The organism is Segatella baroniae B14 (assembly GCF_022024235.1).
GTDB classification, from domain to species: domain Bacteria; phylum Bacteroidota; class Bacteroidia; order Bacteroidales; family Bacteroidaceae; genus Prevotella; species Prevotella bryantii.
The window spans coordinates 282,163-295,809 of record NZ_CP091799.1 but is presented as its reverse complement, the minus strand read 5'-3'; the positions used below and the strand labels follow the sequence as shown (position 1 = coordinate 295,809).

The 13,647-nt window shown below is 35.2% G+C and carries 12 protein-coding genes; 4 read left to right on the top strand and 8 right to left on the bottom strand.

From position 1 onward, the window contains the following. Position 1 precedes the first annotated feature (1 nt). The 4 genes from lpxA to L6469_RS01195 are packed head-to-tail and all read left to right on the top strand — an operon-like array spanning position 2 to position 6,088. Positions 2-772, top strand: a complete 771-nt coding sequence (lpxA, locus tag L6469_RS01210) for an acyl-ACP--UDP-N-acetylglucosamine O-acyltransferase (protein WP_006282495.1) — start codon at positions 2-4, stop codon at positions 770-772. A gap of 2 nt (positions 773-774) precedes the next feature. Beyond that, positions 775-1,671, top strand: a complete 897-nt coding sequence (gene miaA / locus L6469_RS01205) for a tRNA (adenosine(37)-N6)-dimethylallyltransferase MiaA (RefSeq protein WP_006282496.1) — start codon at positions 775-777, stop codon at positions 1,669-1,671. A 47-nt stretch (positions 1,672-1,718) separates the two neighbouring features. Further along, on the top strand, positions 1,719-4,274 hold the full coding sequence (locus L6469_RS01200) for a transglycosylase domain-containing protein (RefSeq protein ID WP_006282497.1): 2,556 nt from the start codon (positions 1,719-1,721) through the stop codon (positions 4,272-4,274). A gap of 44 nt (positions 4,275-4,318) precedes the next feature. Further along, a complete protein-coding gene (locus L6469_RS01195; RefSeq protein WP_006282498.1) occupies positions 4,319-6,088 on the top strand; it encodes an AAA family ATPase in 1,770 nt (589 codons plus the stop codon). Positions 6,089-6,202: 114 nt separating this feature from the next. Here the strand turns inward: L6469_RS01195 and L6469_RS01190 are convergent, their stop codons facing one another. The 8 genes from L6469_RS01190 to L6469_RS01155 all read right to left on the bottom strand — a co-directional run bounded on the left by L6469_RS01190 (position 6,203) and on the right by L6469_RS01155 (position 13,372). After that, positions 6,203-6,535, bottom strand: a complete 333-nt coding sequence (locus tag L6469_RS01190) for a cupin domain-containing protein (RefSeq protein WP_006282499.1) — start codon at positions 6,533-6,535, stop codon at positions 6,203-6,205. A gap of 97 nt (positions 6,536-6,632) precedes the next feature. After that, complete coding sequence (locus L6469_RS01185; protein ID WP_074548458.1) at positions 6,633-7,832, bottom strand: hypothetical protein; 1,200 nt, start codon at positions 7,830-7,832, stop codon at positions 6,633-6,635. Further along, positions 7,829-8,473, bottom strand: a complete 645-nt coding sequence (locus tag L6469_RS01180; RefSeq protein WP_006282503.1) for an ATP-binding cassette domain-containing protein — start codon at positions 8,471-8,473, stop codon at positions 7,829-7,831. Before L6469_RS01180 ends, L6469_RS01185 begins: the two co-directional genes overlap by 4 nt. A gap of 3 nt (positions 8,474-8,476) precedes the next feature. After that, entirely contained in the window at positions 8,477-9,850 is a 1,374-nt protein-coding gene (locus tag L6469_RS01175; protein WP_039870429.1) for a DUF4836 family protein, read from the bottom strand. An 18-nt stretch (positions 9,851-9,868) separates the two neighbouring features. Further along, on the bottom strand, positions 9,869-10,600 hold the full coding sequence (locus tag L6469_RS01170; RefSeq protein ID WP_006282505.1) for a 16S rRNA (uracil(1498)-N(3))-methyltransferase: 732 nt from the start codon (positions 10,598-10,600) through the stop codon (positions 9,869-9,871). 11 nt (positions 10,601-10,611) lie between these two features. After that, positions 10,612-11,172, bottom strand: a complete 561-nt coding sequence (locus L6469_RS01165; RefSeq protein ID WP_006282506.1) for a bifunctional nuclease domain-containing protein — start codon at positions 11,170-11,172, stop codon at positions 10,612-10,614. Between the two features lie 4 nt (positions 11,173-11,176). After that, entirely contained in the window at positions 11,177-12,496 is a 1,320-nt protein-coding gene (locus tag L6469_RS01160; protein ID WP_006282507.1) for an MFS transporter, read from the bottom strand. A gap of 243 nt (positions 12,497-12,739) precedes the next feature. After that, positions 12,740-13,372 (bottom strand): DUF3256 family protein, encoded by a 633-nt coding sequence (locus tag L6469_RS01155; protein ID WP_036858292.1) that lies wholly within the window; start codon positions 13,370-13,372, stop codon positions 12,740-12,742. Positions 13,373-13,647: the final 275 nt, after the last annotated feature.

The following is a 13,647-nucleotide window of genomic DNA, read 5'->3' as shown; positions in this document are numbered from 1 at the left end:
GATGAATCAAATTAGTCCTTTAGCCTTCGTACACCCAGAAGCGAAATTGGGAGATAATAATATTATCGGCCCATTCTGCTATATCGATAAGAATACAGTTATAGGCGACAATAATATTCTACAAAATAGTGTTACCATAAATTATGGGGCTCGCATTGGTAATGGAAATGAAATCTTTCCTGGCGCCAGCATTTCAACCAAGCCACAAGACTTGAAATTCAAAGGTGAAGAAACGATTTGTATTGTAGGAGACAATAACAGCATCCGCGAGAATGTTACCATATCTAGAGGTACTGCATCAAAAGGCAAAACTGTTGTTGGTAATAATAACCTATTAATGGAAAATATGCACGTTGCCCACGACTGTGTATTAGGCAACAATTGCATTATTGGAAACTCTACTAAATTTGCTGGTGAAGTAGAGATTGATGATAACGCTATAGTCAGCGCTTCTGTACTTTGCCATCAGTTTTGTAAAATAGGAAGTTATGTCATGATACAAGGTGGTAGTCGCTTTAGTATGGATATTCCGCCTTTTGTTATAGCAGGTAAAGAGCCAACACGCTATTGTGGCATTAATCTGGTAGGACTTCGCCGTCACGGCTTTAGCAAAGAACAGATTGACAATATCCATGAAGCTTACAGACTTTTATACTCTAAAGGGCTTCTGAAAGAAGGTATTGAAGAAATAAAAAAGAATCTCGAGTTAACCCCAGAGATTAACTATATTATTAATTTTGTATCTACCTCAAAAAGAGGAATAATAAGATAATTGTGAAAACACTTGTTGTTGTTTTAGGACCTACAGCTGTAGGCAAAACCGAATTGTGTCTGCAAATAGCCGAACACTTAAAAATTCCTATTATTAATGCAGACTCTAGACAGATTTTTGCAGAACTGCCAATAGGAACTGCAGCCCCTACCCTAGAACAACAACAACGTGTTAAACACTTTTTTGTTGGAAACCATCATATTCAAGACTATTATAGTGCAGCAATGTACGAAGAAGATGTCATAAATATGCTGCCAAAATTATTTCAAGTTCATAACCAAGCCTTACTTACGGGTGGTTCTATGATGTACATTGATGCCGTATGCAAAGGTATTGATGACATTCCTACAGTAGATGATCAAACGAGAAATTTACTAAAGACTAAATTAGAAGCTGAAGGTCTACCATCACTTGTAGAAGAACTAAAACGGCGTGATCCTGAGCATTGGGAAATTGTAGACAGGAATAATCCAAGACGAGTTGTACATGCATTAGAGATATGCTATATGACTGGAAAAACATATACTTCTTTCAGAAAAAATACAACTAAAAAGAGACCATTCAATATATTAAAAATTGGACTCAATCGAGCACGCGAAGAAATGTATACCAATATAAACCAACGCGTCTTGAACATGATGGAAAATGGCATGGAAGAAGAAGCACGTAAAGTATATCCATTTAAAGGCTTAAACTCACTTAATACAGTAGGATATAAAGAGCTATTTGATTATTTTGATGGCAAAATTTCCAAGGAAGAAGCTATTCTAAAAATACAAAGTAACACACGCAGGTATATGCGAAAGCAATTAACCTGGTTTAAAAGAGATGAAACTATCAAATGGTTTAATCCCGATAACAGTAAAGAAATCATAAATTATATCGATAGCAATATCTAAATATTAAATAATTAGGTAAATTTGCACGATATAAAAATATTCAAAATATGTTTGATAAAATAAAACGTTTTTTGCAATGGGCATGGGTAAAATTAAAAGCCTTTTGGCCATGGTATAAGGGTTTGTATGTTGGAAGAGCATGGTATACAAAATGCACTGTTGCATTTGCATCACTTATTGTATTCTTCTTTTTGTATCTAGGTGCCGTTGATATAAATTTTCTATGGCTATTCGGAAAGAGCCCAGGCTATTTTTCAGGCATTCTAAACCCACAAACCAATGAAGCCTCAGAAATATATAGTGCTGATGGTAAACTTATTGGTAAATACTTTAATGAGAATCGTTCTCCTGTAAAATATGAAGAAGTAAACCCTTATTTCTTCAAAGCACTTATTGATACCGAGGATGAAAGATTCTACAAGCACATGGGTATTGACCCTATTGGAATATTCGGTGCAGTAAAAGACGCCGTTCTTCATCACGATGGTCGTGGTGCATCAACGATTACACAGCAGCTTGCCAAAAATATGTTCCGGGTACGATCTCAATACTCTACAGGACTTTTGGGAAAAGTACCGGGATTGAAAATTCTAATTGTCAAGAGTAAAGAATGGATTATAGCAACCAAGCTAGAAACAGTATTCAGCAAAAAAGAAATCATTACGATGTATGCTAATACCGTTGACTTTGGTTCTAACTCTTATGGTATTAAGACTGCAGCTAAAACATATTTTAATACCACACCTAAGGAATTAAGCATAGATCAGGCTGCTATATTAGTTGGAATGCTAAAAGCAACCAGCTATTACAATCCAAAAACAAATCCAGAAAATAGTCTCAAAAGAAGAAACACGGTTCTTATGAACATGGTTAATCATGGTGATTTAGACCGTGCACAAATGGAAACATTGTCAAAGATGCCTATTGACATGAAAGACTTCAAAGTCGAGGAGAACTACGATGGACAGGCTTTATATTTCAGAGAAGCAATATCAGACTATCTTAAGGATTGGTGCAATGAGAATGGCTACGATTTATATTCCAGTGGACTAAAGATATACACAACGATAGACACAAGGATGCAGAAATATGCTGAGGATGCTGCCAACAAGCAAATGAAAATCATTCAGCAAAATTTCGATAATCACTGGTCTATCAACAGAAAACAGGAAACAAACTGGATGAGGCAAGAACCATGGGTAGACGAAAATGGTAAAGTAATACCTAATTTTATTCAGCAGGTAGCAGAAAGACAACCTTTCTACAAAGAATTACTTGCTAAATATCCGAACAACCCTGATTCAGTAAACTACTACTATAAGGAATGGAAACATCCTGTAGAAGTTTTCGATTACAACAAAGGTAAAGTTACCAAAATCATGACATCAGAGGATTCTATCAAATATATGACATCCTTTATGCATTGTGCTATGGTAGCGATGGAACCACAAACTGGTGAAGTAAAAGCATGGGTAGGTGATATCAACTTTAAAACATGGAAATACGATAAAGCAACTGCTCAACGCCAACCAGGTTCGACTTTTAAACTATTTGTATATACCGAGGCAATGAACCAAGGATTAACACCTTGTGACAAACGCCGTGATGAATACATCTCTATGGAGGTATATGACAAGAAGAAACATGAAATGACTACCTGGACACCGGGAAATGCAAATGGGTCATTCTCGGGAGACTCTATGCCACTTAAGAGTGCATTTGCAAAGAGTATTAACTCCGTAGCTGTAAGACTAGGACAAGAGATGGGTATTAAGCGCATCATTGAAACCGCACAAAAAATGGGTGTCAAGAGTAAGCTTGATGAAGAACCATCATTAGCACTCGGTTCAAGCGACGTAAATCTTCTTGAAATGGTAAATGCCTATAGTGTTATAGCAGACAATGGCAAGCACCATGATCCTGTATTGGTAACCCGAATTGTAGATAAAGATGGAAATGAAGTTTATCAAGGTCCAACAACAGACGAACAAGTAATACCCTACAAGAGTGCTTTCCTTATGCAACAGTTGCTCCAAGGTGGTATGAAAGAGCCTGGAGGAACTTCACAAAGTCTATGGGGCTATGTTGGCTCATTTAAAGATACAGATTTCGGAGGGAAAACCGGTACATCAAATAATCACTCTGATGCATGGTTTATGTGTGTTAGTCCTAAAATTGTAGTTGGAGCTTGGGTAGGTGGCGAATATCGGTCTATTCACTTTAGAACCGGAGCCCTTGGACAAGGATCGAGGACAGCACTTCCAATCTGTGGGTATTTCATGCAGGCATTGCTCAAAGATCCAGAATTCCAAAAATATCATGGAAGATTTGACAAACCACACGATGAAGATATCACACGGGATATGTATGAATGCGCAAGCTATGTACCTACTGTAAAAAGAGATACTACCCGTATAGATACAACCATGACAACTGCTGAAGAAATTCTCTTGGATGAGAATGGAAATCCAATGATACAATCTACAGAAGAGAAATCTACGGGAGAAGAGGATAACTCAAGCAAAAGTTCATCAGTTCCCTCTATAAGCAAACCTAAAAAGAAAAAGGCAACTGAAGAACAAGTAAATTTTGATGATCTTTAAAATAATGGGCATCCTGCAATATACAGGATGCCTTATTTATAAGCATGGAAGAAGACAAGAAACAATTAGCTATACAAAATATAGATTTAGACAATCCTGAATTGCAAAAGGCACTTCAAATTATCAAATATACCCATCGCTCACTTTTCCTCACAGGAAAAGCAGGAACTGGTAAATCTACTTTTTTACGATATATCGCATCAACGACAAAGAAAAAACATATTATCCTTGCCCCCACGGGTATCGCAGCCATTAATGCAGGTGGGGTGACACTTCATAGCTTTTTTAAATTACCATTCCATCCTTTACTGCCTAATGACAGCAGATTTAGTAACCGAAACATAAAAGGCACGCTAAAATATAATAACGAGAAGAAAAAATTACTACAAGAAGTAGAACTTATCATTATTGACGAAATCAGTATGGTAAGAGCTGATATTATTGACTTTATTGATAAAGTACTGCGCATATACAGCAGAAATATGCGAGAGCCTTTTGGAGGGAAACAACTGTTATTAGTGGGAGACATATATCAACTGGAACCTGTAGTAAGAGAAGAAGATAGAAAATTACTAAATCCATTTTATACATCTGCCTTTTTCTTTGAAGCCAAAATATTTCAGCAAATGCAACTCGTAAGTATTGAGTTAACTAAAGTATACAGACAACAGGATCCCGTCTTCATTAATATTCTAGATCACATCAGAACGAGTGAAATATATTCTAAAGACTTAGATCTTTTAAACCAAAGGGTAAATGCTGAGCTGAATGAAGATGACAACAAACTATCAATTACACTGTCAACGAGAAGAGATACAGTTGACTATATCAACGAGAAAAAACTACAGGATCTTGAAGGTGAACCCATGCTCTTCAAAGGATATACAGAAGGAGAATTTCCACTAAATAGCCTACCGACACCTATAGAACTATATCTCAAACCTGGAGCTCAGATTATATTCATCAAAAATGATATAGATCACCAATATGTGAATGGAACACTGGGTACAATAGTAGGATTTGACGATTATGATGACCCAGATACAGCGAAACTATACATTGAAACAGAAGACGGAAATAGTGTAACTGTAGAAAGGACAACATGGAGCAATATGCGATACACTTTCAATCAAACAGAAAAGAAAATAGAAGAAGAAGAAATAGGAAGATACATTCAATACCCTATCCGATTAGCATGGGCTATAACAGTACACAAGAGCCAAGGACTTACCTTCAAACAAGTCAAGATCGATTTTACAGGTGGAGTCTTTGCTGGTGGACAAACATACGTTGCCCTATCGCGATGCACTAGCCTTGAAGGTATTAGCTTAAAAGAACCAATACGAAGAAATGAAGTATTTGTAAGACCTGAAGTAAAACAATTTGCCAAGAATTATAACAATAATAATATTATCAATACTGCCTTAATAGAAAGTAAGGCCGACTTAGAATATTTCAATGCTGTACAAGCTTTTAACCAAGGAGACATGCAAAAAGCGTTGGATAATTTCTTTCTAGCCATTCACAGTAGGTATGATATTGAAAAACCTGTTGCAAAACGATATATTAGAAGAAAACTAAATATTATTAATGAGTTAAAAGAAGAAAATAAAAGACTTAAAGAGCAACAAAAGAAACAGGAAGACTATCTGAAAAAATTAGCTGTAGAATATACTCTTCTCGGAAAAGAATGTGAAAAAGAAGGAATGGAAGATGCAGCTATCAACAATTATAAAAAAGCCATTGAACTTTATCCGTCAGCACCTGAAGCAAAAAGAAGACTGAAGAAACTAGAGAAAAAAACGGGAAAATAAGATTTTATACCAAAATTAAAAGTTGATCGCACTACCATAAGGAAGCCTGCAAAAAAATAATTCTCTGCTTGAATATTATAAATCAAACAGAGAATTATATTTTGCCAGCTACTACTAGTGATGTTCTGGAACGATAGCAAGGTAAACTAAATCATGATCAGTATTATTCTCCATAAAATGAGAATGATTGATAGGACAATAATGCACTTGACCTGTTCTAACCTCTTCCACTGTATCATCATAATGAAAAGTAGCTATACCACTTATAACATAGACAATCTCACAATTTCCCTCATGAGTATGAAGCCCCGTACTAGCACCCGGACGTAAAGTAGAATACATTATCTTTACTTTGTCATCAACAAAATTACGTGTATCCAATGAACCCTTTCCACCCTTAAAGCCTACGAGATGAGCTTCAGCAATTTTATCAAAATCAATAATCATAATTGTGTTTCTAAAAATATAGGCAAATATACGAAAAAAGGCGGACATTTATTTTAAATAATCCACCTTTTTACATTATTTTTTGTAATTATCTACATCAATCTTTGCGGAACCATATATGCATGACCTTACGACGAATAGCAAAAATATTCATTATCGAAACAAGGATAAATAAAATACATCCTACAGTTAAAGCAGGTAACATATTACCATCTTCTATCTGAGGAAACAATGTTTCTATAATATTCATATAATAATCACGAACGAAATATAGTATAAGCCAAGCTATTAAAAGCACTGTAACGTTCAATCCTATTGTTAGAACTTGATAAGGCCTAGCCACAAGACTTGGACTAAATCCAATCATTAACAGGTTTTCTAGTTTTGACGAATTTTTCTGAACTAACAAATAGATACTTAACATCAATATATAAAAACTCAAAATAGAGATGACAAGTCCAACAACCATAACCATTGTTACCATCAAACGGAGAAAGTAGGTAGTCTTTTCTTGATTCATCTTTTCATCCTCTATCTCATAGCCTTTCTTACTCAAATATTCACCTATATGCTCATCAGCAGGATTATTGACATCCATTATCAAACGTGAAGGCTCACTATGACTATTTGGTGCAAAATAGCTATTACTCCAATCCATGAATGATTCTGGAACCAAAATCGTATTCAAGCGACTTGAAAAACCTATAACCTTACCCTTAAAAGATCGCTGATTGCCATTAGCATGAACAAACATTTCAAAATCGATCATACCTACTAACCCATCACTTAATTTTGGCAAGGAATGGCTTTGTGCAAATCCAAAATTATACATGGTAATATAAGCTCTTGGCAAGATGATAGGTACGACATCAGCACCTGCTGTATATTTCCATTCTTGAAGTGGAACATCAATAAACTCATCAGGAACAGCTTCAACAGGAATTTCCGAATTAAGAACATTGGTGCCATTCACACCCATATTAGCTGTGATTTTATATTCTGCAGATGTAAATTTGCCTACTTTCTTAACAAATTTCTGAGAAGACACATCATCTATTTCACTATTATTAAAAGTATTAGAACGACCACTAATAGTACTAGCTGTTCCTATCTTCTTATTCATAATAAGATAATCAGCCCTCATAAAACTATCTTCTGCCGTAAAAACAGGCATAACATCCTGATAGAACTGAAAGCCCAATAACACTATGAACATACCAAAAAGATTGGCGAAGAAGAAACCAATAAATTGTGGTATACTAATATGCTGACGTAATAATTTCCAAACTAGATTCATAACTTAAACACCTTTTCGTACTTCAAGTCCATATGTTTACCAATACTGGTAACTATAACTCCGGCTCCCTGCTCATGAGCTTCTTTCATCATTATGTCAGCCATTATTCTAGAATTATTATCATCAAGGTGGCTAATAGGCTCATCTGCAAGAATAAAATCAAATGGTTGTACCAATGCACGAATCATAGCAACCCTCTGCTGCTGTCCAAAAGACATTCTACCGACCTTAGCATTAAGCTTGTCAGCGATTCCCAACATGTCAAACCACTCCTTAATCTGAGATTCAGACTTAAAATTTGTAATTTTATTTTTAATCTGAACATTCTCTAAAGCAGTAAGTTCAGGGAACAGACGCAACTCTTGGAACAAATGGCTGATATGATTCTTTCTCATCTCTACCCACTGCTTCACAGAGTATTTTGCTGTATCATCATGATCAAAAAAAACAGTACCCGAATGATCATGACGATAACCTAAAATATAACTACAGAAAGTACTTTTACCACAGCCACTCTCTGCTTCTACCAGATAAAGATGTCCTTTCTCAAAAGTGGCATCCACATTCCATATATCAGATTCCCATTCAGTTCGCTGAGCAAACACTTGAGGAATGACAGAATGTAATTGAATCGTTTCCATGAATTATTTTAAACTATATACTAGCGTATTAATCTTACCAAAAAGTGGTTCTATGAGCGATGACACAACAGCTAAAGGATTGTTCTTATCGTCTACCCCTTTAAGATTAACTACCAGAACCATTTTCTTACCTAGAATAAAATGAACCAAGTCATTATTCATGGCCTTAGGTGATGGAAGAATAGACAGATCAGCTAATTCTGCACTACTTCCACTATAGTATTGCAAATCTGATGTGACACCAAAATAATATGAAGTTTTTGCATCTCTATAATAGAACGCATTCTTTCTCCAATCTGATATCGAACCACCTTTAGGACAAGACTGTTTCCAATAATCTACATCATCCAACCATTTTGCATGGGCAAGTTTTGCACTCATACTCAAAGATAAATGATCTGAAGAATAATTTGGAGAAACAATAGCCATATCACCATCTACGCTACGAATAATATTATCCATATCAACTGCAGAATTCAACCCTGCAAGTAAAGCTACCATAGCCTTGTCATTCTGCATCAAAGGGAGAAATTTAGTACCATCCACATTCAAAAACATTCCCAAAATGGCCGAAGAGGGCATTGTATGCACATACTGTCCTTTAATCGGACGATAAACTTGAATTGCTTTTTTTAGTGAATCATCTATTCTTTTATTAAATGAAAAGGTCTCACCTTGGAATATCAGACTATGATTTTTTGTAGAGATATCTGCAGCAAGCATGATTTGAGAAGCATCCGCATCTTTAGGAGCACCTAATGTAAAAGGTGCTATAAATTTTTCAGGGAGAGCAGCAGCTTGAGCAACTAAAGCAAATGGTGCCGCCATAGAATCTAACCTACTATACAATGGAGATTCTTTTATACCCTCTTCTTCTTCCTGACTGAGATATTTGGCTATTTCTTGCTGTACATCCATTTGAGCAGACATGACAACAGGTCCCATAACCAATAAAGCATTTTCTGAATAACCAGCCACCCAAGAATCTTTAATAACAGTAAAGTGGAAACCTCTGCGTTTTACAATCTTTGAACAAAAACCCTTCTTTGCTAGATTCTCAAATGTATTAGTTAAGTCATCTTCGTCATTAACCTTAGCACATAAACCGAGATTACCTTCGGAAGATTCAAACATATAGACTTTTTCTTCGACATCCAGTCCACTATGGCTAACATCATCTATATGAAATAGCGACTTTAAAATGTTATTCTGCTTACCAAGCATACCTTCAGAATTAGCCAATTGAGGAATATCCAAAGATAAAAGAGCCGTACTTTCCTTTGGTATTGAATTGATATAATCATCACTTGAGCAAGAACTCATGACAAGTGAAACCAATAGAAAAGATAAAACAATGATATGAGAAAATTTAATCATGAACCACAACCTTAAAAATTATTTTCGCATAGCCAATTGAGCCATCATTACACCAGACAAGCCAGCAGTTTCTGTTCTAAGTCTTGCATTACCTAATGATACTGATTCAAAGCCCTGTGACAAAGCATAATTAACTTCATCTATCGAAAAATCACCTTCCGGTCCTACTAAAATCGTAACCTCAGGCACAGCCTCATCTTTAGCCAACAGCAAAAGCTCCGTATACAGATCTTTTTTCTCTATTTCATTATAACAATGACAGATATAACGGTGCCCTGTCGTGTGCGCATCAATAAAATCACGGAAAGCAGTCATTTCATGAACTACTGGCATCCAAGGCTTGCGACTTTGCTTCATAGCCGACACAACAATTTTCTCTATTCTCTCCTTTTTGAGAACCTTACGCTCAGAAAACTTACAATGAAGAAAAGAGAATTCATCTATGCCTATTTCAGTAGACTTCTCTGCCATCCATTCTATTCGCTCCATCATCTTTGTTGGAGCTATGCCCAAATGTATTTTACCTTTCCATGCCTTTTCCTGAACAAGCGTATTAGTGATACGGTAATGACAATGCTTAGATGAAGCCAAAGTCACCTCAGCTTCATAAAAAGCACCATTACCATCCATCAAGAACATTTGATCTCCACTTTGTAAACGCAATACTCTCAAAGCATGATTAGCTTCATCTACAGGAAGTTCATCACGATGGCAAGCATCTGGAACATAGAAATATCTGACTTCTTTCATTTCCCAAACAATTATTTAGATAAATGCTTTCTTCGGTTAACTTCATCTCGAATATGTGAGGCCATTTCATAATCTTCTGCAGCAATTGCTTTATTTAAAGCTTGTTGCAACATACTGTCACTTATTCCGTTTATCGGCATTCTCATCGAACTAGAAAAAGGATCAAAATCAACCTGTTGCTGCTTCATTAGCTCTTCACCTATATATATCCTTAAATGAGAAGCTAAAGCCAAGATAATAGCATCAGCTGCCCTAATTGGCACCATATCCAATGTTTCAGAATTAACTAACACTACTTTATATTCACCATCAACAATACCATGAATCAAAACATAAAAATGAGCATCAGAAAATTGTGCTAATACTTTTGCAAACACACTTGGTAAACGTCGTTCGGCTTCATTCCCCTCACTGTTAAGAAGTTGAATTTCCTTACAATCAGATTGATTACAAGTAATCGATAATTGCTTGGTTTCTTCTTGATTAACGAGGATAATAACACCGGTAGCGTCAACGCCTACGACTTCTGATATATACCAATATTTTAATTCTATTTTAGAAGGTAAATCCATATGCCTATTGCTTCTTAGGAGAACTGAACATAAATGCAAAAAGAACTGCTACAACAAGAGCATACCCTGCAAAAATGAACCAGCAAGACTGCCAATCACCCACGAGGAATCCATTATCTGTCCACTGACAATGAGAATTAACAATCATACCAGCGATAATTGTACCAATTGATGCTCCAAGACCATTAGTCATTAACATAAAAAGACCTTGTGCTGAAGCCCTAATATCTTCACTACATTCACGATCGACAAACAAGCCACCCGATACATTAAAGAAATCGAAAGCGACACCATAAACAATACAACTGAGAATGAAGAGAAGAACTCCTGGCATAGTAGGATTACCAATTCCAAAGAATCCGAATCGAAATACCCATGCAAACATAGAAATGAGCATAACTGTTTTGATTCCATATCGACGCAAAAAGAAAGGAATCATCAAGATGCAAAGAGCCTCACTAATCTGAGAAATTGAAGTTAACAATGTAGCATTATTAGCTGCAAATGAGGATGATATGATAGGATCAATACTAGCCTTAAAACTTGTTATAAAAGGTCCTGCAAAACTGTTTGTTACTTGCAGAGACATACCTAACAAAGCCGAGAAAACAAAAAACAATGCCATTCTACGAGACTTAAAAAGGCTAAAAGCATCTAAGCCTAAAACTTCCATAAGAGACTGTTTCTTTTCACGCTTAACGATAGGACAAACTGGAAGAGAATAACAATAAATAAACAATACAACACTCAATATACCAGAAACAAGAAATTGATTATAAGTATATTGAAATTTAAAGGCGTTTTCAGCAAAAGTAAAAGAAAGTCCATGACCATCCCAAACAGCACAATTAACAAACCACATGGTTACAATAAAACCAATAGTTCCTAATACACGAATAGGAGGGAAATCTGATACCGTATCTAAGCCATGACTCTTCAGGATAGAGAATGCTGCTGTATTAGATAACGCTAATGTAGGCATATAAAAAGCGACACTCAGCGTATAAATGGCAATAAAAAGGCTCTTATTTGCTATTTCTTGTCCTTCTAATGTTTGCCAACCAATAAACCATAAACACAACATAAAGAAACCCGCAAATAAATGACACAATCCCAAAAGTCGTTGTGGTTGTATCCATTTATCTGCAACAATACCCATGATAGTAGGCATAAAAATTGATACTAGACCCTGAATAGAATAGAACCAAGATATTTTATCTCCAAGACCTACAGTTCCAAGGTAATTACCCATACAAGTAAGATACGCACCCCAAACTGCAAATTCTAGGAAGTTCATTAGGGCAAGGCGAAATTTTAAATTCATTTTATTTTTTTATTTGCATATACCATGCAAAGATACTGCAAATTGAAGACAAAACAAAAAAAATGAAACTTTTTTTAGTGTTCAAAAATTGAAGTTGATTATACACAAAAAAAAATTGATTGTCTCACGACAACCAATCTTTATTAACCTTAATAATCTAATACCATGAAAAACACGATGCAAATTTACGATATTTTTCTTATCTTGCAAACATTTTCGATAAAAAAATGTATTGTTATAACATTAGTTAAACATTTTGCCAGTCCATTTAAATTTTCTTTGCAATATAATTGCTTCTAAGCCCTTTTTATCCTCCTGTTTCATCATAGGCAAAGAGAGACTAAAGGAAATTGTATAATCTGAAGGAGATAGTTTAGCATAACACATAAGTGGTTCTATCTTTTTCGTCAACTCAGAATAAGTACTTTGACTCATTGTATCTGGTTTACTAAAGAGCGACATTGGAATCTCTTGTAAATCATAACCACCAAATGGCTTTTCTAAAGAAATTCTATTCCACGAATAATCATAAAACTCTACCTTACTATCTTGTGCTGGTCCAGAATAAGTAGTTACCATACACAAGATTGAATCGGACTGATAAGGAAGAACCTTCATTTCTACTGTCGTTGAAGTATCTACTTGAAGAAGTAAATAATCAGAAGTCAAACTGTCCATATGACTTTCGCCATGAAATAAATTATCTACACTCGCTTTTAATTTCATATCCTTAAAATCCAGAAATTCCTGACGTAGATTTTTATTAAAATGAGGCATCTGATTATCTGGCATATTCAGCCAAAAGCCACGAATACTCTGTGCAGAAACAAAAAGAGTGTTCATTAACACATATAATAATACAAACAGTTTCTTCATAAACATACTTTAATTGATTATTTAGATAGCAAATTTACAGAATTATCTATAAACTTACAAACTTTTCTTATAAATCAATGATATTTTATTGACATGAACCGTCTTGTATTTTGCGTATTTGTTATTGCAATGCTAGAATGCTTCAAATATGGATTTTTTATAACAAGCCATATCTATCTGACTATCAACTAATTACCTATCATCCATTTATTAATCTAACAAAAGCATAGCATAAACATAATGTTTGTGGGGTAAAAACATTATGTTTATGGAGT